Raw genomic sequence first — 25,027 nt, 5'->3', positions numbered from 1 at the left:
TCGGGCAGAGATCGAATGGCAGCCTCGTCGTACAGCGTTCCCGTTCAGTCTATATCGTCCCGGACCCCAGCGCATACGACTGTAAAAATGGCAAACCATATGATCCGGAATCTCTGTTTTTCAACGGCGGCGCTCTTTCTGGCACTGCTCGCATCCTGCAACAAGGACGGCGTAATCACCGACGGCGGGGCCAAACCCGTCATCACGCTGGACAATCCCGAAGGCGTCTACCCGGTAAAAGTGGGCAAATCGGTGACGATCGCCCCGACGGTCGGGAACGCCGAAGGCGCCGTCTACACATGGCTCCTCGACGACGAACCGGCCGGCTCCGGCCCGACCTTCACGTTCGAGGCCCGGGAAGCGGGCGTCTACTACCTCACGTTCCGCGTCGAGAACCCGAACGGATCGGCCTCGGAGGAGCTGCGCATCGAGGTCAACCGGCTGCAACCCCCGGTGATCTCGTTCCCCGTCGGCGACGACAAGGTGATGGAGGTGGAGATCGGCCGTGAAACCACGATCGCCCCCACGATCGCCAACGGCGACGGAGCGACCTTCGTGTGGACGCTCGACGGCGAAACGGTGGGGACCGACGCCACCTACACGTTCACGCCGGAAGAATTGGCCAATTTTCAACTGACGCTCAATGCGGAAAACGAGGACGGCAAATCCGAACCGGAGAGCATCACGATCCGGGTCGTGGAGCGTTTCACGGTAACAGCCGTTTTCCCGGCGCCCTCCCTCCGGTTCGGCAAGGAAGGTGCCCGGAACGTATCGCAGGACCGCACGCTCTATCTGCGTCCCGTCCTCGAACATTTCCACAATCCGACGTTCGAATGGACCGTAAAAGACCGGCCCGAAAAAGGGGACAAAGAGGTCTTTGCCTTCACCCCTGCGGCCGAGGGAGAATATACGGTCACGGTGAAGGTTACCGACGACGACGGAGAGACCGCGACGGCCACCGCCGTGGTGACCTGCTGCGGCGACGAAATGTCGCACAAGCGTTCCGGCGGAACCAGTCGGTTTTCGGACAAGGTCTACGAATACACCCCGGCGCCGGGACAGTTCATCAACGAAAGCGTTTTCAAAGACATCACTTCGGCGGACGCCGCCGCATCCAAAGCTCAGGAACTGCTCCGGCAAAACGCCGGGGAGAAAAAGAACTACTATGTGTCGCTGGGGGCATGGGGCGGCTATATCGTCGTGGGCTTCGACCACAGCATCGAAAACAAGGGCGGTAACGACTTCTCGATCGCGGGCAACCAGTTCGCCCAGTCGTCCGAACCGGGCATCGTATGGGTCATGCAGGACACCAACGGCAACGGGCTTCCCGACGACGAATGGTACGAGCTCAAAGGTTCGGAATACGGCAAGCCGGAGACGCTCACGTCCTACGCCATGACCTACTACCGCCCGAAGAGCGACAATACGGGCATCCAATGGAAGGACAACCGCGGCAACGCGGGCACGGTCGAGCGGAACAGCAGCCACGAGCAGGGCTACTACCCGGGGTGGATCGACATGGAGAGCTACACGCTCTACGGCACGCGGCTGGCCGCCAACACGACGCGCCATCCGATCACGGGCGACTACTACAACAACCCCTACGACTGGGGTTATGCCGACAATGCAGGCAGCGATCAGGCTGCGGGAAATGTCTCCGACGGCGACCAGCGCAAAAACTATTTCAAGATCGCCAACGCGGTGAATGCGGACGGCAGCGCCGCCAACCTCAAATACATCGACTTCATCAAGGTCCAGACCGGCATCAGCCAGAACTCCGGACCGCTGGGCGAGGTCTCGACCGAGGTGTTCGCTTTCGAGGACGAAAACCTCTGACAAGGCCCCCGAAACAAAAAAGAACGGCAGACTTTCCGAAGTCTGCCGCTCTTTTTCAGCCGGGTGTATCAGAACCTGAATTCATGAACACCGCCGGCCACCGTGGCGACGGTCTCACCGTCGATCCGGATGTCGGCCGTCGTGTTGGCCGGTACGGTGACCTTCAGCGTCACGCGGCCGCCGCTGCGCCGCCACTCCGAGCGGATTTCGCCGCGCACCGAGTCGTAGGATGCCGCGGCCCAGTCGAGCGCCCCGACGAAATGGGGAGCGATGACGATGCGTTCGAACCCGGGAGCCGCCGGATCGAAGTTGATGCCCGCCAGATCGTTGACATACCACGCGGCGACGTCGCCCAGAAAGACGTGATTGATCGAGGCGTCGCGCCACTCGGGCGAAAGCGTCCACGTCTCGGCTAGCGTCGTGAAACCTTGGCTGACCCACCAGCCCCACGAAGGCGCCTCGGTCTGGGAGGCCATCCTGTAAGCCGTTTCGACATGACCGTAGCGGGTGAGCATGCGCAGCACGGTCTTGCTGCCGATGGTCCCGAAATCGAGGAAATAGTTGTTCTCGGCGATCATGCGGTCGAGGTTGTCGGCCACACGCTGCGCATCGCCCTCGGGAACGATATTCATGTAGAGCGCCACGCCCTGCGCGGCCTGCGAACCGTTGGCATAGAGGCCCTTTTCGGCATCGTAGTACTTCGTGTTGATCAGTTCGCGCAACTGTTCGGCCTTGCGGGCGTAACGTTCGCCGTCGCGGCCCAGCAACTCGGCGAACCGGGCCATCAGCACGTTGTCGTAATAGTAATAGCAGGTCGAGGTGTAGTCGGTCGGAGTCTGCGTATGGTAGAATACCCAGTCGCCGATGCCGTAGGTCACGCCGCCGTCGGCCTCTTCGCGCGTGGCGAGGTAGTCGAGGTACCGTGCGCAGACGGGCCACATCTTCTCGATGGGGCGCAGGTCGCCGTAATAATTATAGAGCGTATAGGGAATCATGAAGGCCGAAGCGTCCCACACCGGGCCGATCCAGTCGTCGTAACCCCATCCGGCCGTGGGAATGATGCCCGCAATGCGTCCCGCCTCGTTCTGGTTGTCGACGAAATCGTCGAGCCACTTCTCGTAGAAAGCGATCCCGTCATAGTTGAGCAGCGCCAGCTCCATGGCCAGATTGCCGTCGGCCGTCCAGCCGTTCTTCTCGCGCTGGGGACAGTCGGTGGGGATCGACGTGAGGTTGTTGAGATAGGTCTGGCGGGTCATCTCCCAGATGCGGTTGAACAGCCCGTTCGAGCAGGAGAATTTCCCGACCGCAGGCACGTCGGTGTGCATGAAACGCGCCGTGAGGCTCGTCTTGTCGAGTTTCACCGGAGCGCTCGACCGCAGTTCCACATACTGGAACCCGTGGTAGGTGAAATCGGGCGTCCACGTCTCGCGGCCATCGCCTTTCAGGATATAGGTATCGGTCTGAAAATCGTAGCCGGGCAGAGGCTTGTAGTAGATATCGAGGTTGCGCATCTCGATGCGACCCGAGGGTTTCAGGAACTCGCCGTGGGTCATCGTGATCTGCGTGCCGCGCTCACCCTCGACCTGCAGGCGGCAGAGGCCCGTAAGGTTGACGCCGAAATTGAACACCCAGACCGTATCGCCGAACGAACGGACCTCGACGGGCTCCATTTCGCGCGTGGCGAGGACGGCGGGCATCGACTGGGCTTTCAGCAGCGGCGAGGGAGCCGCGACCTCGACGGCCTGCGCCCACTTCGAATCGTCGAATCCGGGGCGGTCCCAGCCGGAAATCTCCCGGCGGGCGTCGTAGACGTCGCCGCTGTAAATGTTGTTCGAAAGGTAGGGGCCGTCGGCCGTCGTGCGCCACGAACCGTCGGAGCAGACGACCTCGTGCGTGCCGTCGGCATAGTCGATGTGCAGTTCGCAGATCATCCGCGCACGTCCGCGCCAGCGGGCCACCTCGAAACTCCATGTGGCGACGGGCTGGATGGCGTTGTAGAATCCGTTGCCCAACACCGCCGAGAGGACATTCTCGCCCTCGCGGAGCCGGTCGGTAACGTCGTGCACGGCATAGAGGTTACGCTTGTCGTAATGGGTGTAGCCCGGGTCGAGGAGGTTCCCCGAGACGGGTTCGCCGTTCAGGGCCGTCTTCGCATAGGCCGCGGCGCTCACATAGAGCCGGGCGCGCTCGACACCGGACCGCACGTCGAATGCCCGCCGCAGCATCGGCGCAGGAACGAAATCCTTGTCGTTGGCGTCGGAAATCCAGCGGGCCTGCCATTCGGAGGTGTTCATCAGGGCCGTTTCGAACTCCGCGACGGGCGAGACGATCCGCCGTCCGTCGGCGTCCCACGCCTCGACCTGCCAGTAGTAAGGGGTCCGCGAGGCGAGCAGCCCGCCGTCGGGCATCACGGCAAAGGGACGGCTGCCGGCGACCTCCCCGGAGTTCCAGACATCGGGAACGACCAGCTTTTCGGGAGCCGTGGCTACGCACAGCCGGAAGCCGGCCTGCGCGAAAGCGTCGGCATCTTCATAAGTCCATGTAAAGCGGGGCGACTGGGTGTCGACCGAGATCGGCGAGGCGAGGTATTCGCAGCGCATGTCGGCGATCGAGGAACGCTTCCCGCAGGAGCCCGCCAGCAGCGGCAGGCAGCACAGCACGAACCAGCGGACGGCGTTTCTAAAATTCACAACATTCATCGGGTCAGAAAATTTATTGGGGTTTTACAGATTCTTCAGGCTTCATGCTCACCTCCGGCCGCACTGAAACCGTCGCTGCCGACACCGAAGCGTCGGCGGTATTCGATGGGGGTCATCCGCAGGTGGCGGCGGAACATGTTGGAGAAATAGGAAGCGTCGCCGTAGTTGAGCCGGAAGGCGATCTCCTTGATGCTCATGGCCGTTCCCGACAGCAGGCGGCAGGCCTCCTGCAGGCGCAGCTCCTGCATGTAGCGCGCCGGGGAGATGTTCGTGTAGTCGCGGAACATCTTGCGGAACCACGAATAGCTCATGTTCACCCGCCGGGCCACCTCGTCGGGCGAGATGTTGGCGTAGAGCTCCTCGCGCATGATGCGCCGCGCACGGTCGATCTGCCCCACCACGTCGAGCGACACGAACTGGTGGTTCGAATGGTAATACATCGCCATGCCCAGCAGCAGGTTGGCGATGCCGGCAAGGTATTGCTGGTAGGAGGAGCGCTCGTTCTCGGCCACCTCGATGGCCTTGTCGTAGAGGGCCGTGATCTCCTCGCGGACCCCCACGCGGAACACCTCGCGGCTGTCGTCGAAGAAGTCGTTGCGGAAGCGTGCGTCGACGTTCGGACCGCGGAAGCCGATCCAGTACTCGTGCCACCCCGTTTCACGGTCGGGCATGTAGCTGTGCCAGCGGTTGGGACGCAGCAGCACCATGTCCCCGGCCCCGATGTCGGTGCGCTTGCGGCCGGGGCCGTAGAACGAGCCGCGGCCCGAGGTGATGTAGAGCAGTTGGTAGCTCTCCAGCACACGCCCTTTTCCAACGTCAAAATAGAAACCCGAGGGGTGTCCGACCCGCGGGGGATAGGTCTCGTAGCCGGCGGCGACGGACTCGCTGCCCACGGTGTCGACCGTGATGCCCCAAGTCTGGTCTTTTTCGCTGCTCACCAGATACTTATGATTGTTTACAGGTTTCATACGTCAGGTTACTGAAACGGGAAAGTGGTTTGGTTATACAAATATATATAAAAATCCGCGACCGACGTCACCCCCTCCGGAGGCAAACCGGCAGAAAAATCAAAAAACAAAAGTCATCCATCATATTACAACGTCGAAACGGCAAAAAAATGAGTTTTTTTGTACAACCCAAAAATCACAAACCGAAACATGCAACCCAAACACTTCGTCGCCTTCGACTTGGGGGCCACCAGCGGACGCACCATCCTCGGCTCGCTCCGGGACGGAGAGCTCGTCCTCAAGGAACTGACACGCTTCCCGAATACCATCCTGCCGTTGGGCGATCATTATTACTGGAACATCTTCTCGCTCTACGAACATCTGTGCGAGGGCCTGCGCGCCGCCGCCCGCGAAGGGGTCGAGATCACCTCGGTCGGCATCGACACATGGGGCGTCGACTTCGCCTTCGTCGGCAAGGACGGCTCGCTGCTCGGACTCCCCTACGCCTACCGCGACCCGCACACCGCCGGCGCTCCCGAGGAGTACTTCTCGAAAGTGCTTCCCAAAGAGGAGGTTTACGGCGACACGGGCATCCAGATCATGAACTTCAATTCGCTCTACCAGCTCTACGCCATGCAGCGCGACCATTCGTCGCAACTGGCCGCCGCCGAGCGGCTGCTCTTCATGCCCGACACCCTGTCATACCTGCTCACCGGGGAGATGGTCACCGAATACACCATCGCCTCGACCTCGCAGTTGCTGAATCCCCGCACGAAGCGCATCGAAGCACGCCTGCTGGAGAAGATGGGCCTTTCGGCCGAACTCTTCCCCCCGATCGTGATGCCGGGCCACCGGATCGGAACGCTCCGCGCCGAACTGGCCGCCGCCTGCGGCGTGCCGCAGCTACCCGTAGTCGCCGTGGCGGGCCACGACACCGCTTCGGCCGTAGCCGCCGTACCGGCCGCTAACGAGCGCTTCGCCTACCTCTCGTCGGGCACATGGTCGCTCATGGGCATCGAGGTCCGCGAACCCTTCATCAACGAGCAGACCGAGCGCTACAACTTCACCAACGAAGGCGGCGTGGAGGGTACGACCCGCCTGCTGAAGAACATCACGGGCATGTGGATTCTGGAGCAGTGCCTCAGGAAATGGAAGGACGAGGGACGCGACTACACCTACCCCGAGATCGTGAAGATGGCCACCGCGGCCGCGCCGTTCCGGACGATGATCGACCCCGACGACGCCTCGTTCGCCGCTCCGGGCGACATGCCCGCCGCGATCCGCACCTACTGCGAGCGCACGGGACAGCCCGTGCCCGACGGCGACAGCGCAACAATCCGCGCCATTTTCGAAAGCCTCGCACTCAAATACCGCTTCGTCCTCGACCGCTTCCGCTCGCTGGCCCCGTTCGAGATCGAACGTCTCCACGTCATCGGCGGCGGTTCGAAAAACGCCCTGCTGAACCAGTTCACGGCCGATTCGCTCGGGATTCCCGTGACGGCAGGCCCTTCGGAGGCCACCGCCGTGGGCAACATCATGCTTCAGGCCCGGGCCGCAGGGTGCGTCGACACGCTCCAGCAGATGCGTTCGCTGATCGCCCGCTGCATCCCCGCCGAGAGCTTCACCCCGGGCGACACCGCTGCGTGGGACGCCGCATACACACGCTTCAAAACGATTGTAAAATAACTTAAAACACCAAAGAAATGAAAACCGAACAGATTCAGCAGGCCTACGAGGTCGCAAAAGCACGCTATGCCGATCTGGGCATCGACACCGAAGCAGCGCTCGCCGCTTTACAGAAAGTATCCCTCTCGCTCCACTGCTGGCAGGCGGACGACGTGACGGGCTTCGAAAACCAAGGCGGCGACCTCACGGGCGGCATTCAGGCCACGGGCAACTACCCCGGCAAGGCCCGCAACATCGAGGAGCTGCGCGCCGACATCCTCAAGGCCAAGTCGTTCATTCCCGGCCGGCACCGCCTGAACCTCCACGAGATCTACGGCGAGTTCGGCGGCGAGTTCGTCGACCGCGACAAGGTGGAGCCCAAGCACTTTCAGGGCTGGATCGACTGGGCGAAGAAGAACGACCTGAAACTCGACTTCAACTCCACGTCGTTCTCGCATCCCAAGAGCGGCAGCCTCTCGCTGTCGAACCCCGACCCCGAAATCCGCAACTTCTGGATCGAGCACACCAAGCGCTGCCGCGCCATCGCCGAGGAGATGGGCAAGGCGCAGGGCGACCCCTGCATCATGAACGTCTGGGTGCACGACGGCTCGAAGGACCTCACGGTCAACCGCATGAAATACCGTGAGCTGCTTTGCGACTCGCTCGACAAGATCTTCGAGCAGAAATACGACAACATGAAGGACTGCATCGAGTCGAAGGTCTTCGGCATCGGTCTGGAGAGCTACACCGTGGGTTCGAACGACTTCTACATCGGCTACGGCACCTCGCGCGGCAAGATCGTGACCCTCGACACGGGCCACTTCCACCCCACGGAGATCGTCGCCGACAAGCTCTCGTCGCTGCTGCTCTTCACCCCCGAGATCATGCTCCACGTTTCGCGCCCCGTCCGCTGGGACTCGGACCATGTGACGATCATGAACGACGAGACGCTGGAGCTCTGCAAGGAGATCGTGCGCTGCGACGCCCTCGACCGCGTACACATCGGTCTGGACTACTTCGACGCTTCGATCAACCGCATCGGCGCCTACGTCATCGGTTCGCGCGCCACGCAGAAGTGCATGATGCAGGCCCTCTTGGAGCCCCTGAAGACGCTACGCGAGTATGAGGCCAACGGACAGGGCTTCGAGCGTCTGGCCCTGCTCGAGGAGTCGAAGTCGCTGCCGTGGAACGCCGTGTGGGATATGTTCTGCCTGCGCAACAACGTACCCGTCGGCGAGGATTTCATCGCCGAAATCCAGAAATACGAACGCGAGGTCACCTCGAAACGGGCGTAAACCATGGAAATACTCATCGGATTGCTGATCATAGCCATCGGCAGCTTCGGACAGTCGAGTTCCTATGTCCCGATCAAGAAGGTCAGGGAATGGAGTTGGGAAAGTTTCTGGCTCGTGCAGGGAATTTTCGCATGGCTGGTCTTTCCGCTGCTGGGAGCCCTGATCGCCGTGCCCGAGGGCGGCTCGCTCTTCACCCTGCTGGGTGAAGGCGGCGCCCTCAAGGCCGTTATATACGGGGCCCTGTGGGGCGTCGGCGGCCTTACGTTCGGACTCTCGATGCGCTACCTCGGGGTGGCGCTCGGGCAGTCGATCTCGCTGGGCACCTGCTCGGCCTTCGGAACGCTCCTTCCGGCGCTGTTCGCCGGCACGGACCTCCTGCACGGGCAGGGGCTCATCCTGCTGCTGGGCGTCTGCGTGACCCTCGCCGGCATCGCCGTGATCGGCTACGCCGGGTCGCTGCGCGCCGCCAACATGACCGAAGAGGAGAAACGCGCCGCCATCAAGGACTTCGCACTGACCAAGGGTCTCGCCGTGGCGCTGCTGGCCGGCGTGATGAGCGCCTGCTTCGCGCTGGGTCTCGACGCCGGGGCCCCGATCAAAGCCGCGGCCATGGCGCAGGGCGTCGATCCGCTCTACGCGGGACTTCCGGTCATCCTGCTCGTCACGACGGGCGGTTTCGTGACCAACGCCGCCTACTGCATCTGGCAGAACGTCCGCAACCGCACCGCCGGGGAGTACTTCGGCGTGCGAGGTTCGGTGCTGGTCAACAACCTGCTGTTCTGCGCTCTGGCCGGCGTGCTGTGGTACTCGCAGTTCTTCGGACTGGAGATGGGCAAGAGCTTCCTCACCGGATCGCCCGTCATTCTGGCCTTCTCGTGGAGCATCCTGATGTCGCTCAACGTCATCTTCTCAAACGTCTGGGGCATCCTGCTCAAGGAGTGGAAAGGCTGCAACGGCCGCACACTGACGACGCTCACCGCAGGTCTCGCTATCCTGCTCTTCTCGATCTTCTTCCCCTCGTTATTCCAATAAATGATCGATCAGCCGCCCAAAATGCCAATTTTGCCGCATCGCGGCACCAAGCCCCTGCCTGAGGCGGGGGTTTGGGGGTGGGTCCGATTTGCAAACGCTGCCAAAGGCAGCGAAAACAGCCGACCGACATGCAAAGCGGCCTGATTATACAACTTAACTCTTAATATTATGAAATCGATACTCGAAAATCGTCCCGAACTGGCCCGCCGGGTGGCCGAAGTCGCCGAAGTCGCCAGCTATCTCTGGCAGAAAGGCTGGGCCGAGCGCAACGGCGGCAACATCACGGTCAACGTCACGGCCTATGCCGACGACGCCGTCCGCTCGATGGCCCCGATCAGCGCCCCGGTCGCATTCGGCATGACGCTGCCCCACCTCAAAGGGTGCTATTTCTTCTGCAAGGGCACCAACCGCCGCATGCGCGACCTCGCACGGCGGCCGATGGAGAACGGTTCGGTGATCCGCATCCTCGACGACTGCGCGTCGTACGAGATCATCGCCGACAACCCCGTGAAGCCGACTTCCGAGCTGGCTTCGCATCTGGCGATGCACGACCAGATGATCGCCACGGGCAACGGCTACACCGCCGCCGTCCACACCCACCCGATCGACCTCATCGCCATGACCCACAACCCGGCGTTTCTGGCCAAGGACGTGCTCACGAACCTGCTGTGGTCGATGATCCCCGAGACGCGGGCCTTCTGCCCCAAAGGGCTGGGCATCGTGCCCTACAAGATGCCCAGCTCCACCGAGCTGGCCGAAGCCACGATCGAACAGTTGAAGGAATACGACGTGGTGATGTGGGAGAAACACGGCGTCTGCGCCGTGGGCCCCGACATCATGGAGGCGTTCGACCAAGTAGACGTGCTTTCGAAATCGGCGCAGATCTACCTGACGGCCAAGTCGATGGGTTTCGAACCGACGGGCACCACGCAGGAGCAGATGGACGAACTCAAACGCGCCTTCAACCTCTGATACGGATATGAGACAGACGAAACCCGTCCGGATGTTCCTGCTGGCCCTGCTGGCGCTCGCCGGATGTTCGGCATCTTCGGCAGAGCCCAAAGGTGACGAACGCCTGCCTGAATCCACCCGCACGCCGGGTTATGAGCGCAACGCAAGTCTCGAAGTGAGCGTCGGCCGTTCGACGGGCGTCACGCTCGTCGGGCTGGGCGTGGAGCTCGACCCGCATTTCCTGTCGCAGAACGTCACCCGCCGCGACGGGGCGAAAGCTTCGGACTGGGATGAGATCGTCGTGCCGCGCATCCGCAAAATGGGCATCCAGCGCTTCCGCGTGATGCTGCTGCCCCATTGGTGGGAGCCCGTCAACGACAACGGCGATCCCGACGTCGCGGCCCTCGACCGTTTCACATTCGAATCGGCCGAGATGCAGTCGCTCTACAAGGTGCTGGACGTCGCACAGGAGATGGGCGCCGACGTGACGCTCGTGCTGTGGGGATGCCCCACCTACTGCGACCTGCTCGATCCGGCCTATGCCGGCGTGAAGCGCCACTTCCTCTGCTCGTCCGAAGGGACGAACTGGGTCGTGGAACCCGCCAGCAACGAGGAGTTCGCCGAGAGTTTCTCGACCGTGGCCAAACACCTGATCGAGCGGCGGGGCTACACCTGCATCAAGGAGCTGACGCCCTTCAACGAACCCGACGGCAACATCATTCCGCTCGAACGCTACATTCCGCTGGCCAAGGTCCTCGACCGGCGCCTGCGCACGGACGGAATCCGCGACAAGGTACATCTGAACCTCTCGGACAACACCGACACGCGGCGTTTCTTCCTCGAGGGATGCGCCCGGGATTTGGCGCAGGAGGCCGACCTGTTCAACAGCCACACCTACATCTTCGGTTACGACACCCCCAACCGCACGATCCTCGCGTGGGAGGAGGCCAATGTGGCCGCGGCCGCCAAAGCGGGGAAAAACCACTTCGTCGGGGAGTTCGGATCGAACCAGTGCGTCGGCGCCACGCGCCAGACGGACATCGACCTTTACGAGCGGGGTGTGCTGATGGCGCGGCTCGTGGTGAATTTCCTCAACGCAGGAGCCGTCGGCACGAGTTACTGGAGCCTCATCGACCAGTATTACGGCCGCAACGAGCCTTATGCCGCGATGCAGCAGTTGGGAATGTGGCGTTACATGCGCATCGCCTATCGTCAGGACCCCGACCCGAACGTCTACGACCGGCTGACGAGCGACTACCAACCGCGGCCGCAGTACTATGCCTATTCGCTGCTGACGCGCTTCGTGCGCAAAGGCTCGGAGGTCTATCCGCTCAACCTCGGCAGCGAATTCGCGGCCGGAACGGCCATCCGCACGGCCGACGGCCGCTGGACCTATGTGATCGCCAACGCCACGGGGCAGGACCTGAGTTTCGACCTGAAAAATACGCTCCGCGGCGGCATGTCGGACTGCAAGGTCTATACCTATGAGGAGAGGCGGCTGCCCGACGGCGACGAACAGATCGCCCCGTCACTGCAACTCGAGAACCTCGACGGCACGTTCTGCGTCGGCGTCAGGGCCCACAGCGTCATCGTGCTCACGCAGCTCTGACCCCCGGCACCCCAGAAAACAAAACCCCCGCAAGGCTCTCCTTGCGGGGGTTTTGATAACAAACCGTTTTCGCGGCCTACTTCTCGTAAGCCAAGTTGTCGATGGCAAAATAAGTCGGACACATATAGTCGGTCGTCGATACTGTAAAGGTCAGCGAAGTAACCGTTCCGAGCGACGACAGATCGACCGTCTCCCAGCCCGACTTCACCGTTCCCGAAGCCTTGTCAGCCAGCATTACGGTAACCTCTCCGGTTTTAATGCCGCTGTTGTAACCCGTAATGACAGCTTTCACATCGACGAGCGTTGCCGGCGCCGAACCTTTGAAATAGAGATAAAGATAGGTCATGTTGGCCACAGCCACCGATACGGGCTTTACGCCGCCCAGAAAATTGACGGTCGGAATACCCTTGCCGTTCGGTGTATACTCCGAATAATAAATAGCAGCGAACTGGGCCGAACCGTCGGCGCCTCCGTCGCCGTAGACGCTCTTGTCGTTGGTATAGTCTTCGGTCTTCTTGTCCTTGTGATTCGAAACGACCATGCCGCCCCAGCTATCCACCGAATGCCCGTTATCCGAATAATAGGTATAAATCTGCGCCTCTTTCTCCGTATAGATCGGGCCGTAATAAATATCCGATCTGATCGGCTGGCCCTGCCAGTCGGTGTCGTCCTGCTCCGTAGCCTGACCTTTGCCCCAGATAAAGCCGTCGGTGCCGAGGTTGGCGCCTTCGAAGTCGATCACCCGAGCTTCATCGGGAAGCTCGTAATAGATGTATTCGTTATCGTCGCAGCCCACGAAAGCCGCCGCTGCCAATACGAAAAGAAAGGGAGTAACAAGAAATTTTTTCATGTCTTTGTTTTTTTGGGTTTTGATATGTTCGTAAAATAAAAAATCCGGTCCCGGAACCTCCCGGAATCGAATCTCTTTTTCGGCTCTGGCCGCCCTTGGGCCGCCGTTCCGTGGCCCGGCCACAAAACCCCACGATGCTCCGTTCTCCGCAGATGCGCTCGAAAAAAAGATTCTCCTCCTGAGGGAGATTGCAAGGCAGGTCTTCTGGCTCGTCCCTGCCGCAACGCCTTCCCGGTCCTGCGACCAGTGGCTTCAGCGTGTTGCGGCAATTCGCGGAACTTACAGCAGCGGGAACTGCTGCCGATTTTCACGGCATTCCCTTTTCATCACACGGGGCCTTGCCCGGCCCTTTGTGAACCATTGCGGCACAAAAATAGAAAATAAATTCGTATCTTTGCCCCCGCAAACGTAAAAAACGCGAAAAATTATGAAGCACGCATATGTATTTCCGGGTCAGGGAGCTCAGGCCGTCGGCATGGGCAAGGACCTCTACGACAATGTTCCGGCTGCGAAGGAACTCTTCGAGAAGGCCAACGAGATCCTCGGGTTCCGCATCACCGACATCATGTTCGCCGGCACGGACGAGGAGCTGAAGCAGACCAAAGTCACCCAGCCCGCCGTATTCCTCCACTCGGTCATCATGGCCAAGGCACTGGGTGTGAAGCCCGATGCCGCCGCCGGGCACTCCTTAGGCGAATTCTCGGCCCTCGTGGTCGCCGGAGCCCTCTCGTTCGAGGACGGACTGAAACTCGTTTCGAAGCGTGCCATGGCCATGCAGGCCGCCTGCGAGGCACAGCCCGGCACGATGGCCGCCATCCTCGGCCTCGAGGACAGCGTGGTCGAGGAGATCTGCGCATCGACCGACGGCGTAGTCGTCGCCGCCAACTACAACTGCCCGGGCCAGTTGGTCATCTCGGGAGCCGTGGAGGCCGTGGAAGCCGCCTGTGAAAAAGCCAAGGCCGCCGGCGCCCGCCGCGCCCTGCGCCTGCCCGTGGGCGGTGCGTTCCACTCGCCGCTGATGGAGCCCGCCAAGCAGGAGCTCGAAAAAGCCATCGCCGAGGCGCCGTTCCAGACGCCCGTATGCCCGATCTACCAGAACGTGGACGCCAAGCCCTACACCGATCCCGCCGCCATCAAGGCCAACCTGATCGCCCAACTGACGGCTCCCGTGCGCTGGACCTACATCGTCAAGAACATGCTGGCCGACGGCGTGACGGAGTTCACCGAGCTCGGTCCCGGCACCGTCCTGCAAGGCCTCATCCGCAAGGTGGACGCCAACGCAGCCGTGGAGTCGAAAGCGACGCTGTAAAAAAGGGAACGCATATCTAAAAATTAACGCGCTGGTTATCAGCGCGTTAATTTTTTATATCCCATTCCGAAACAAAATTTATTAAATTTTATTAAAAATTGGTTGCATTTATTAAATAAACTCGTTATATTTGCAGAGTTAGTTAAAAATGAGACTGCACGGATGACATCACTGACCGAATTTTTCAACAAACACGAAGACGATGCCCTGAAGGGCATTTCCCACAAAAACAGCATCATCAAGCGCAACATCATCGCGCATATGGCCGTCAACGGCGAATGCACGCTTTCGGAACTGACCAAAGAGCTGCATATCAGCGTTCCGACAATCACCAAGCTGGTGCAGGAACTCGTCGACGAGAACATCGTAACGGATCTGGGCAAAGTGGAAACCCCGGGCGGACGGCGCCCCAACATCTTCGGACTGGCCAATTCGGCGATCTACTTCGCCGGCGTGAATGTCGGCCGCGACAACATGCGCTTTCTGATCACCGACCTGCAGAACAACATCATCAAGGAGGAGAACGACTTCACGTTCGAACTGTTGGACCGTCCGCAGTGCATCGAGCGCATCTGCACGAACATCGAGAATTTCATCGCTTCGTGCGGCATCGACCGCGGAAAGATACTCGGACTGGGCGTCTGCATGACGGGCCGCGTGAATCCCGACACGGGCCGCAGCTACAAATATTTCACCACGAGCGAACAGTCGCTGCGTGAGGTGCTCGAGGAGCGCGTCGGCCTCCGCGTGCTGCTGGAGAACGACACCCGCGCCCGGTGCTACGCCGAGTACACCTGCGGCAAGTCGAAGGACGAGAGCAACGTGCTGTACCTCCACATGGGCCGCGGCGTGGCCATCGGCATCGTGGTCGACGGGCAGTTATATTACGGCAAGAGCGGTTTCGCGGGCGAGTTCGGGCACATTCCGTTCTTCGACAACGAGATCATCTGCTCGTGCGGCAAGAAGGGCTGCCTCGAGACCGAGGTTTCGGGTATCGCCATCGAGGACAAGATGTGCCACCTGATCCAGAACGGCGTGAACACCATCCTGCGCGAGAAATACGACCAGCAGAAGACCATCCATATCGACGACATCATCGCCGCGGCGAAGAACGACGACAACCTCTCGATCGAGCTGATCGAGGAGGCCGGCGAGAAGGTCGGCAAGGCCGTGGCTTTCCTGATCAATACCTTCAACCCCGAGACGGTCATCGTCGGCGGCAACCTCGCGGCAGCGGGCGACTACATCATGCTGCCGCTGAAGTCGGCGACGAACAAATATTCGCTCAATCTGGTCTACAAGGACACCAAGTTCCGCGTCTCGAAAATGACCGAGAACGCCAACGCTTGGGGCGTGGCGATGCTCATACGAAACAAGATAATAGGGCTATAGGCGCGTTCCGGGACTTTCTGATCCGTCACGCTCCGAATCGCTGTATAATCGGCGCCGATGGCGCCGTTTATAAATCTGACCCACCCCCATACCCCCGCCTCGGCGGGGGCTTGAGTGCCGCTCCGCGGCAAGATCAGTGCTAACATTCGTCGAATCGAAAATTCAACAGGAATGAATATCGAAGGGAAAACCATCCGCCTGCGGGCCGTGGAGCCGGAGGATGCCGACCTGATGTATATGTGGGAGAACGACTGCGACATCTGGGCGGTCAGCGGCACGACAGAGCCGTTTTCGCGCCACCAGATGCAGCGTTTCGTCGAACGGCATCAGGACGTCATCGGAGTGCTCTGCGACGGGCAACTGCGGCTGATCGTCGAAACCCTGCTGAGCGCGCGGCCGGTCGGGGCCATCGACCTGTTCGAATACGACCCGATCCAGCGCCGGGCGGGCGTCGGCATCCTCATCTACGAGCAGAGCGACCGGGGGCGCGGCTACGCCTCCGACGCCGTGGAGACCCTCTGCCGCTACGCACACGATACGCTGCGCGCACACCAGTTGTGGTGCAACGTCGGAGCCGACAACGAGGCCAGTCTGAGGCTGTTCCGCAACGCGGGATTCACCGAGATCGGCGTCAAACGCGACTGGATATGGCGGCCCGACGGCTATCACGATGAAGTGATGCTGCAAAAAATCCTGAATTTTTGATTATCGCGGAGCAGATTCCAACCTAACGCAGTCCGGCCCGGACGGGACATACCGAAGTATTTCCCGTTCGGGCCGAACAAGGCAGGGCGGAAGATGCCCGTGAGAATCGAAAATTACAAGCGGCGCGAACCGTCGGAGATCACCACTTCGTAAACCTTGGGTTCGTGGCCGTATTTGGCGTTGAACTTCTCCTTGGCCGTGGCGATGAAGTTGTCATAAAGCGAATCCTTCACCAGATTGATCGTGCAGCCGCCGAAGCCGCCGCCCATGATGCGCGAACCGCTCACGCCGCACTCCTTGGCCACCGTGGCCAGAAAATCCAGCTCCTCGCACGACACTTCGTAGTCCTTCGACATGCCCCAGTGGGTCTCGTACATCCGCTCGCCGACGGTCTCGTAGTCGCCCTTCTCGAGCGCCTCGCAGACATCCAGCACGCGCTTCTCCTCGCCGATCACATAGCGGGCACGCTTGTAGTCCTCCTCCGAAATCTTATCCTTGATGGCGTCCAACTGCTCCATCGTGGCGCCGCGCAGGAACTCCTGTCCCAGCATCTTGGCCACACGCTCGCACGACGCGCGGCGGTCGTTGTAGGGCGAACCCACCAACTCGTGCTTCACGCGCGAATCCAGCAGGACGAGCTTGTAACCCTTCGGGTCGAACGGGAAATAGGCATACTCCAGCGAACGGCAGTCCAGACGAATCAGGTTGCCCTTCTTGCCGAATACCGACGCGAACTGGTCCATGATGCCGCAGTTCACGCCGCAGTAGTTGTGCTCGGTGGACTGGCCGATCTTCGCCAGCTCGAACTTGTCGATGCCGCAGTTGTAAAGGTCGTTCAGCGCAAAGGCGTAGGTCGACTCCAGCGCCGCCGACGACGACATGCCGGCGCCCAGCGGAACATCGCCCGCAAATACCGTGTCGAAACCGCCGATCTTGCCGCCGCGCTTCTGAATCTCGCGGCAGACGCCGAAGATGTAGCAGGCCCAGCTCTGGGCGGGTTTGTCCGCCTCGTTCAGACCGAACTCCGAGCTCTCGCCCAAGTCGAGCGCATAGGCGCGCACCTTGTCCGTACCGTTCAGTTTGATGGCGGCGACGATGCCTTTGTCCACGGCTCCCGGGAATACGAATCCCCCGTTGTAATCCGTGTGTTCGCCGATGAGGTTGATACGCCCCGGGGAAGCGAACAGAATGGCGCCTTCGCCGTAAAGTTCCGAGAATTTCTTGCTGACTTTTTCTTTCATGGTTCCTATTTATGAGGTTTTAAGTGATTCGGATTGCACGAAGATAGGAAAAATTCCGCAACCTGCGGTGCACAATTATTGCAATTACTACCACAAATCGACCATTTCACGAAAAAATCCGCGGGAACGATTGCAATACGATTCGATGAAAACACTGCCTCCGGCCGACTTTCGGCTTGTAAATCCGGAAATATTCATTAACTTTGTGGAGGTTTCATTTCACAAGCTACCAACCAACATTTCAAACGATATGATGAAAAAAATCATTTTCTCGGCCGCCCTGCTGCTCGCAGGAGGCGCCGTCATCGCCCAGCCCAAAGTGATCGCCCACCGCGGCTACTGGACCGCGCCCGAATCGGCGCAGAACTCGCTGGCTTCGTTCACCAAGGCCGACGCCGTCGGCGTCTACGGCTCGGAGATCGACGTCTGGCTCACGGCCGACAACAAGCTGATCGTCAACCACGACCGCAAGTACAAAGGCACCGAAGTCGACATGGAGAAGTCCACGGCCAAGGAGATCACGGCCATCGTGTTGCCCAACGGCGAGAACATCCCCACGTTCGACGCCTACCTCAAGCTCGTGGCCTCGAAACCCGACACGCGCCTGATTCTCGAAATGAAGTCGCTTTCGGATTACAACCGCGAGGACCTCGCCGCCGAGAAGATCGTCAAGGAGCTCAAGAAATACGGCGTACTGGACCGGACCGACATCATCGCCTTCTCGATCAACGCCTGCATGGCGTTCAAGAAGCTCATCCCCGACACCAAAATCTACTACCTCAACGGCGACCTGCCTCCCAAGAGCATCAAGAAACTGGGGCTGGCCGGCATCGACTACTCGATGGGCGTGCTGCGCAAGCATCCCCAATGGGTGAAGGAGGCGCACGATCTGGGTCTCGAAGTCAACGTCTGGACCGTGGATTCGGAGGAAGACATGAAATACTTCATCGGGCTGGGCGTGGACTACATCACCACCGACTACCCCGAGCGGTTGCAGGCTTTGCTGAAAAAGTAAGTACACCGAACGGCATACGAAAAGAGCGGCAGGATTCTTGCCGCTCTTTTCGTATGCCTGTATCGGATTGTATTTCAGACGTCCACCACCGTCACCTCGATCCCGCGTTCGCGCAGCCGCTCCAGATAAAGGGGCTGCACGCCGCTGTCGGTGATGATGCGGTCCACGGCCTCCAGATCGCAGATCTTGCTGAACCCGCGGCGCCCGAATTTCGACGAGTCGGCCAGCACCACGACTTTCTGCGCGGCGTTGATCATCGCGCCGTTCAGCGAGGCTTCGAGCATGTTGGTCGTCGTCAGCCCGAACTCGGTGTCGATGCCGTCCACGCCGACGAACAGCTTGCTGCAGTTGAAGTTGCGGAGCATCGACTCGGCAAAGGGCCCCACCACGGATACCGAACTGCTGCGCGTGATGCCGCCCAACTGGATGACGTCCACATCGGCGTGCTGCGAGAGGATTTGCGTCACGGGAACCGCCGCCGTGATGACCGTCAGGCGGCCTACGGGTTTGATCTCCCGGGCAAGGAAGGCCATCGTCGTTCCCGAGGCAATGATGATCGAATCATCCTCCGACACGAGCGCCGCGGCCGCAGCGCCGATCGCCCGCTTCTCGGCGACGTTTTTCTTCTCTTTCTCGTTGACATGGCGGTCGCTGATGTAAGGGCTTATGAGAATGGCGCTGCCGTGCGTGCGGTAGAGCTTCTTCTGCTGTTCGAGGTAGGACAGATCCTTGCGGATGGTCACCTCCGAAACCTTGAAAAGTTCGGAGAGCTGCGTCACCGAAATCGAGCCGTTCTGTTGGAGCAGGGCCAGAATGCGGCTGTGCCGTTCCGGAAGGCTCAAAAGGGGTTCTTCGCCAGATTTGTTCATACGCAATTTGAAATTTAGCTGTTTCGTTCGACCAAGATACGAAAATTATTCGAAATAGATTCACCCGCCCGGACAAATTCGCGTTCCGGGAGAAACACCGTCGCAGGAGACATTATTTCAAAATAAAATCGATTTTATTTTGAAATCGACGAAATCATTTGTACTTTTGTTCCGAAACGAAACATACAAACATTACATATTATAATATGGAAAGAGCGGCACAAATCAAAAAGCTGTCCGAAAAGGACAAGATCTGGGACATGGTAGTCGTGGGCGGCGGTGCCACGGGACTGGGTGTAGCGGTCGACGCGGCGACGCGCGGCATGAGCGTGGCCTGCTTGGAAAAGACCGACTTCGCCAAATGTACGTCGAGCCGTTCGACCAAACTGGTGCACGGCGGCGTGCGCTATCTCCAGAAAGGCGACGTGATGCTGGTGCTGGAGGCGCTGCGCGAACGCGGCCGCATGAAGGCCAACGCACCGCATCTGGTCAAAGACCAAGCGTTCGTCATCTCGAACTACCGCTACTGGGACAATTTCCTCTACTTCTGCGGACTGACGTTCTACGACCTGCTCTCGTTCGGCTTCGGCTACGGGCGTTCGAAATACATTTCGGCGAAGAAGGTGATGAAATACATCCCGACCTCGGTCGAGAAGGGACTGAAAGGCGGCGTGGTCTACCACGACGGCCAGTTCGACGACTCGCGCATGGCCATCAACTTGGCGCAGACCTGCATCGAGAACGGCGGTACGGTCGTCAACCACGCCTCGGTGACGGGCATCCTGCACGACGAGGCGGGCAAGGTCGCCGGCGTGAAGTTCGTCGACAACCTCTCGGGCGAGGAGCATACGCTCAAGGCCCGCAGCGTGGTCAATGCCGCCGGCTGCTTCGTCGACGACATCATGCACATGGACAGCCCCGAGCACAAGAAGATGGTCACTCCGAGTCAGGGCGTGCACATCGTGCTGGACATGAAGTTCCTGCAGAGCGACTACGCCATCATGGTCCCCAAGACCTCGGACGGCCGCGTGCTGTTCGCCGTGCCTTGGCACGACAAGGTCGTGGTCGGCACCACCGACATCGTGCGCCCCACCGCCGAGGAGGAGCCGCGTCCGCTGAAGGAGGAGATCGACTTCATCCTCGGCACCGCAGGACTCTACATGAACCCGGCGCCCACCTATAAGGATATTCTTTCGGTATTCGCGGGCCAGCGTCCGCTGGCGGCACCCAAGAAGGAGGGCAAGAACACCAAGGAGATTTCGCGCAGCCACAAGGTCATCACCTCGGACAACGGACTGGTGACCATCACGGGCGGCAAGTGGACCTCCTACCGCCTGATGGCCGAGGACACGGTGGACAAGGCCATCGAGGTGTGCGGACTCCCCAAGCGCAAGTGCGTCACCAAGAAGTTCCATATCCACGGCTACCGCAAGAATCCCGATCTCACGGACCACATGTATGTCTACGGATCGGACGAGCCGAAGATTCTCCAACTGATCGAAAAGGAACCCGCATTGGGCGAGAAACTCTCGGAGAAATTCGGCTACACGCTGGCCGAAGTGGTCTGGGCCGTGCGCGAAGAGATGGCCATCACGCTCGAAGACGTGCTGTCGCGCCGCGTACGCCTGCTGTTCGTCGACGCCCGCGAGGCGATCGCCGCAGCCCCGAAGGCCGCTGCAATCATGGCCCGCGAACTGGGCCGCGATCAGGCATGGATCGACGAGCAGGTGAAAAGTTTCACCGATCTGGCAAAAAATTATATCTTTGAGCAAAAATAAATCAGTTTGAACCGTCGAAATCCGATCATACCCCGAAGCCCCGTCCCGAACAAGGAGGGGCTTTCGGGGATAAATCCGGAACCGCTGCGGCGGAACAGGCGGAACAAGCCCTAAATCAACCCAAAAACCATCAACCTGTCCTATGTGGAAACTACTACAACCGCCTGCGTATAAACCGGAAATGGAGGGCGACCAGATGGATGCGAAATACAAACGCATGCGTCTGCAGGTGTTCCTCGGTATCTTCATCGGGTATGCCGGATTCTACATCGTCCGGAAGAATTTCTCGATGGCCATCCCGGAGCTCACGCTCCTCGGTTTCGACCAGAGCGAACTGAGCATCGTCCTCTCGATGAACGCCGTGGCCTATGCCCTGTCCAAATTCCTGATGGGAAGCGTCTCCGACCGCAGCAACGCCCGCGTGTTCCTGCCGCTGGGACTGGTTCTGGCCGCCGTGTCGATGATGTTCATGATCGTCCCGGTCACGCTGCTCGGCCCCGAGCGCAAACAGTTGGCCATCGTCCTCATGGCAGTCCTGAACTTTCTGGTGGGCTGGTTCAACGGCATGGGTTGGCCTCCGTGCGGGCGTGTCATGACCCACTGGTTCTCGATCAACGAACGCGGCACGAAGATGTCGATCTGGAACTGCGCCCACAACGTGGGCGGCGCGCTGGTGGGCCCGATGGCCGTCTACGGCGCCATCTGGTTCGGCTCGTGGTTCTACGGAAACCATTCGGAGTTCTATTTCCTGATCGGCACCTATCTCTTTCCGGCGGTCGTCGCCATCTTCGTCGCCATTCTGGCCTATGTACTTATCCGCGACACACCACAGTCGTGCAGCCTGCCTTCGGTGGAGAAGTGGCGCAACGACTACCCGAAGAATTACAGCGCCAAGCAGGAAGAGGTGCTCTCGACCCGCGAAATCTTCTTCAAATACGTCCTGAACAACAAACTGCTGTGGTTCATCGCCATCGCCAACGCCTTCGTCTACATGGTGCGCTACGGATGCCTCGACTGGGCCCCGACCTACCTGCGCGACGCACAGGGCTACGACATCAAGCAGGCCGGCTGGGCCTATTTCGCCTACGAGTTCGCCGCCATCCCCGGCACGCTGATCTGCGGCTGGCTGAGCGACAAGGTGTTCCACGGACGCCGCGCCATCCCGACCATCCTCTTCATGGCGATCGTCGCGGTGTTCATCTTCCTCTACTGGCAGTTCTCGTCGAACTACGTCGTCGTCACCGTATCGCTGATCGCCATCGGGTTCTTCATCTACGGCCCCGTGATGCTCATCGGCGTGCAGGCACTCGACCTCGCCCCGAAGAACGCCGCCGGAACAGCCGCCGGACTGACCGGATTTTTCGGTTATTTCCTCGGTACGGCCATTCTGGCCAACATCGTAATCGGCTCGGTGGCCGACAAGGCCGGCTGGGACTGGACGTTCGTCCTGCTCATCGGAGCCTGTGCCCTCTCGATCGTCTTCATGGCGTTCACCTACAAGGGGGAAAAGGAGGTACTCGGACAGCGGTAACCGCCGCCGGTCAACGAATCGTGAAAGCCCTTAACTCCCGGTTAAGGGCTTTTTCGCGCCCGCCGACCAAGCGATCGACCAGCGCGTGGAAGCGCGGCGAATGGTTGTGGTGGACGGTATGGCAGAGTTCATGGACGATCACATAGTCGCGCAAATGCTCCGGCAGGGCCATCAGAAAGAGGCTCAGCGAGATGTGGTTCCGCCCCGAGCAACTCCCCCACTTCGTGCGCGAGGCGCGAATCGTAAGTTTTTCGTATTTCAGACCCGTCGCCTCCGACAGCCGCGCGATGCGGCCCGGCAGGTCGGCCTTGGCGGCCCGACGCAACTCCTCGACATGGGCTTTCTGCTCGGCGGGCGACAACTGCGGAGGCATAGAAGCCTGCTTGCGGGCCAGTCGTTCACGCGCGGCCCCGATCCACTCGGCTTTCTGGTCGAGAAATGCCAAGGCGCGTTTTTGCGACACTCCGTAAGGGAACGACAGCCGCACGGCCCCCGTGGCACGCACCGAGATCGAAATGCGGCGCGCCCGCACCGACTGCGAGAGCGTCACCTCGCCCAGCCGGGGATGCACCCAGACCGATGTCATCGCATCCAGACGGAATGGACCGTAACGTCGGAGAGCGTGGCGAGCGAATCCCCGCGATTGATCGTCAGCCGGTCGAACACGATCCGGCAGCGCTCGCTGCGGTAATCCAGCAACCGCATCGTCTGCTCCTCGTTCGGAACGGAATCCTTCGCCGGTTCGAACCCGCTCGTTTGCAACAGGGCATCGAGCAACTCCGTTCCCGGAATATCCAGCATCACCTGCTTCGCCCCCAGCCAGAGCCGCAGCGTATCACCGTCGAAACGATACCCGTCGTTACTCCAGTAATTGAGGTTCGTGTAGTAACGCGAATAGCCCCCGACGACTTCGAACGAAGCGTTGACGGGCAGCGAGACATCGATGTCCCGGCTGACGGTCTCAACCACCGTGACATACCCCCATCGCACATAATCGCGCATCCCTTCGGGGAAGATCGCGGCCAGATCATCGAGGTCCTTCTTCACCCCGAACCGCGCGAAAGCCGCACTGTCGCGGCGGATATAGTCGAGCGACTCGTAGAGTTGCCGGTACTCCTTCTTATGAACCGTATCGGCCAGCGGCATCGGCGTCAGCAGAAGCCGTCCGTCGGCATCGAGACGTCCGAGCAGTTCGGCCACCCGCTCCGCGCGCTGCGTCTGCGACCGCACGGCGACGCGCTCCGGTTCGAGACAGGGAATGTAGGCCAAAGCGGCAAAAGCCGTCATCGCGGCGAGTACGACCCAAAGATAACGTCCCGCGCGGCGCGAAAGGAAAAGCAAAACGCAGACCGTCATCACCCCGCCGCACACCACAAGGTAGATTCGCGGCTCGGTCAGCCCGTATTCGCCTATCCGACGGGCGACTCCGACCCAGAACAAGGCGACAATCGGCAATGAAACGAGGCTGAACCGGTCGTAAAACCAGTCGAACGTGCGTTTTTCGAGTAGCGTCCTCATCGCCTTGACGACGAGAGCCGTCATCGTGAATCCGAAGACCAGATAAGCCACGCCGCCCTCGGGCAGCGTCCATGTGACGAGGATTTTGGCCATGTAGAGGTAGAGGATCGCGGCGTATATCGTCACGGCCGGACTCACCACCCAGTTCAGCAGTACCTCCAGAATGCGCGATCCGACAATCCCGGCGTTCTCCCAGCGGTCGAACATCATCAGGAAAAGCATCGGCGCGACGAAGAACTGCGTCGTGAACAACAGATCCATCGAGAGATGGGCGACCCACTCGGCATCGCCGAATCCGAAGATATAGGCCGCCGACCAGAGAATCGCCTCGAAAAGTCCGTAAGCGACATAGGCGAACAGCATGGCCAGTATTCCCGAACGCAGGTAGATCACCGCATCGGCGACGAACCGGCGGTTGTCGACAGCGCGGCGGCAGGCCAACAGCGCCAGCGGCGTCAGAATCGCGACCGTAATCACGGCCTGTGCCGAAGCGATCCAGTCCGGAAAACCCGGCCACAGGGCCAGCGGCACGAGCGGCGCCCACGCCACCCAATAGATACGGCGCCAAACGCCCCGGCCTGCCAACAAGTTGACCGCAAGCAGCAGCACGGCGCCCCACCCCATGACCAACAGCCGTTCATCGGGCCTCCACTCCCATTCATAGCAAACGATCAGAGCTACGGTAAGCCCGAAGAGCAGCACCGCTTCAATGGGGTGCCGTCGCAATACGTCAGCCGCACCCGTCTTCAGGATAGCGGCCAGATTTCCGATTCTGTGTTTCATGG

19 protein-coding genes and 1 riboswitch are annotated in these 25,027 nt (G+C 60.3%); of the genes, 12 read left to right on the top strand and 7 right to left on the bottom strand.

Going from position 1 to position 25,027, the window contains the following annotated elements; genetic code table 11:
* The first annotated feature begins 99 nt into the window (after positions 1-99).
* Positions 100-1,836, top strand: a complete 1,737-nt coding sequence (locus tag BN5935_RS09390; RefSeq protein WP_064975883.1) for a PKD-like domain-containing protein — start codon at positions 100-102, stop codon at positions 1,834-1,836.
* A 68-nt stretch (positions 1,837-1,904) separates the two neighbouring features.
* Here BN5935_RS09390 and BN5935_RS09385 read toward each other — a convergent pair whose 3' ends face one another.
* A complete protein-coding gene (locus BN5935_RS09385) occupies positions 1,905-4,535 on the bottom strand; it encodes a family 78 glycoside hydrolase catalytic domain (RefSeq protein ID WP_064975882.1) in 2,631 nt (876 codons plus the stop codon).
* A gap of 35 nt (positions 4,536-4,570) precedes the next feature.
* Positions 4,571-5,503: a helix-turn-helix domain-containing protein gene (locus BN5935_RS09380; RefSeq protein WP_064975881.1), complete on the bottom strand. Its 933-nt coding sequence runs from the start codon at positions 5,501-5,503 to the stop codon at positions 4,571-4,573.
* 189 nt (positions 5,504-5,692) lie between these two features.
* Here BN5935_RS09380 and BN5935_RS09375 point away from each other — a divergent pair, with 189 nt between their 5' ends.
* From BN5935_RS09375 to BN5935_RS09355, 5 genes are all read left to right on the top strand, one after another.
* Positions 5,693-7,168: a rhamnulokinase gene (locus BN5935_RS09375; RefSeq protein WP_064975880.1), complete on the top strand. Its 1,476-nt coding sequence runs from the start codon at positions 5,693-5,695 to the stop codon at positions 7,166-7,168.
* A gap of 17 nt (positions 7,169-7,185) precedes the next feature.
* Positions 7,186-8,442, top strand: a complete 1,257-nt coding sequence (locus tag BN5935_RS09370) for an L-rhamnose isomerase (protein ID WP_064975879.1) — start codon at positions 7,186-7,188, stop codon at positions 8,440-8,442.
* Positions 8,443-8,445: 3 nt separating this feature from the next.
* On the top strand, positions 8,446-9,474 hold the full coding sequence (rhaT, locus tag BN5935_RS09365) for an L-rhamnose/proton symporter RhaT (RefSeq protein WP_064975878.1): 1,029 nt from the start codon (positions 8,446-8,448) through the stop codon (positions 9,472-9,474).
* A 168-nt stretch (positions 9,475-9,642) separates the two neighbouring features.
* Entirely contained in the window at positions 9,643-10,446 is an 804-nt protein-coding gene (gene rhaD / locus BN5935_RS09360) for a rhamnulose-1-phosphate aldolase (RefSeq protein WP_064975877.1), read from the top strand.
* Positions 10,447-10,453: 7 nt separating this feature from the next.
* The gene (locus BN5935_RS09355) at positions 10,454-12,034 is read left to right on the top strand and encodes a glycoside hydrolase (protein ID WP_064975876.1); all 1,581 of its coding nucleotides are present in this window, start codon (positions 10,454-10,456) and stop codon (positions 12,032-12,034) included.
* Between the two features lie 76 nt (positions 12,035-12,110).
* Here BN5935_RS09355 and BN5935_RS09350 read toward each other — a convergent pair whose 3' ends face one another.
* Positions 12,111-12,884: a DUF4465 domain-containing protein gene (locus BN5935_RS09350; protein ID WP_064975875.1), complete on the bottom strand. Its 774-nt coding sequence runs from the start codon at positions 12,882-12,884 to the stop codon at positions 12,111-12,113.
* Between the two features lie 177 nt (positions 12,885-13,061).
* Positions 13,062-13,261: riboswitch (cobalamin riboswitch) on the bottom strand.
* A 50-nt stretch (positions 13,262-13,311) separates the two neighbouring features.
* On the opposite strand from BN5935_RS09350, the gene fabD reads away from it, so the two are divergent.
* From fabD to BN5935_RS09335, 3 genes are all read left to right on the top strand, one after another.
* On the top strand, positions 13,312-14,193 hold the full coding sequence (fabD, locus tag BN5935_RS09345) for an ACP S-malonyltransferase (RefSeq protein WP_064975874.1): 882 nt from the start codon (positions 13,312-13,314) through the stop codon (positions 14,191-14,193).
* Between the two features lie 162 nt (positions 14,194-14,355).
* Entirely contained in the window at positions 14,356-15,585 is a 1,230-nt protein-coding gene (locus BN5935_RS09340) for an ROK family transcriptional regulator (RefSeq protein ID WP_064975873.1), read from the top strand.
* Positions 15,586-15,756: 171 nt separating this feature from the next.
* A complete protein-coding gene (locus BN5935_RS09335) occupies positions 15,757-16,290 on the top strand; it encodes a GNAT family N-acetyltransferase (RefSeq protein ID WP_064975872.1) in 534 nt (177 codons plus the stop codon).
* A 113-nt stretch (positions 16,291-16,403) separates the two neighbouring features.
* Here the strand turns inward: BN5935_RS09335 and galK are convergent, their stop codons facing one another.
* Complete coding sequence (galK, locus tag BN5935_RS09330; protein WP_064975871.1) at positions 16,404-17,531, bottom strand: galactokinase; 1,128 nt, start codon at positions 17,529-17,531, stop codon at positions 16,404-16,406.
* 250 nt (positions 17,532-17,781) lie between these two features.
* Between galK and BN5935_RS09325 the strand changes: the two genes are divergently transcribed.
* On the top strand, positions 17,782-18,546 hold the full coding sequence (locus tag BN5935_RS09325; RefSeq protein ID WP_064975870.1) for a glycerophosphodiester phosphodiesterase family protein: 765 nt from the start codon (positions 17,782-17,784) through the stop codon (positions 18,544-18,546).
* Positions 18,547-18,620: 74 nt separating this feature from the next.
* Here BN5935_RS09325 and BN5935_RS09320 read toward each other — a convergent pair whose 3' ends face one another.
* Positions 18,621-19,415, bottom strand: a complete 795-nt coding sequence (locus BN5935_RS09320) for a DeoR/GlpR family DNA-binding transcription regulator (protein ID WP_064975869.1) — start codon at positions 19,413-19,415, stop codon at positions 18,621-18,623.
* Between the two features lie 206 nt (positions 19,416-19,621).
* On the opposite strand from BN5935_RS09320, the gene BN5935_RS09315 reads away from it, so the two are divergent.
* A complete protein-coding gene (locus BN5935_RS09315; RefSeq protein WP_064975868.1) occupies positions 19,622-21,193 on the top strand; it encodes a glycerol-3-phosphate dehydrogenase/oxidase in 1,572 nt (523 codons plus the stop codon).
* A gap of 142 nt (positions 21,194-21,335) precedes the next feature.
* The gene (pgtP, locus tag BN5935_RS09310; protein WP_064975867.1) at positions 21,336-22,724 is read left to right on the top strand and encodes a phosphoglycerate transporter protein PgtP; all 1,389 of its coding nucleotides are present in this window, start codon (positions 21,336-21,338) and stop codon (positions 22,722-22,724) included.
* 10 nt (positions 22,725-22,734) lie between these two features.
* Here pgtP and BN5935_RS09305 read toward each other — a convergent pair whose 3' ends face one another.
* Both BN5935_RS09305 and BN5935_RS09300 read right to left on the bottom strand, forming a co-directional pair.
* Positions 22,735-23,310 carry a M48 family metallopeptidase gene (locus tag BN5935_RS09305; protein ID WP_064975866.1) on the bottom strand — a complete coding sequence of 192 codons (576 nt, stop codon included), beginning with the start codon at positions 23,308-23,310 and terminating at the stop codon, positions 22,735-22,737.
* Positions 23,307-25,025, bottom strand: coding sequence for a DUF4153 domain-containing protein (locus tag BN5935_RS09300; RefSeq protein WP_064975865.1), 1,719 nt, complete (start codon positions 25,023-25,025; stop codon positions 23,307-23,309). Before BN5935_RS09300 ends, BN5935_RS09305 begins: the two co-directional genes overlap by 4 nt.
* Between the last annotated feature and the right edge of the window lie 2 nt (positions 25,026-25,027).

It is taken from the genome of Alistipes provencensis, from assembly GCF_900083545.1.
Taxonomy (GTDB): Bacteria; Bacteroidota; Bacteroidia; order Bacteroidales; family Rikenellaceae; genus Alistipes; species Alistipes provencensis.
Note: the sequence above shows the minus strand (reverse complement) of the source record. Positions and strands in the feature narration are given on the sequence as shown.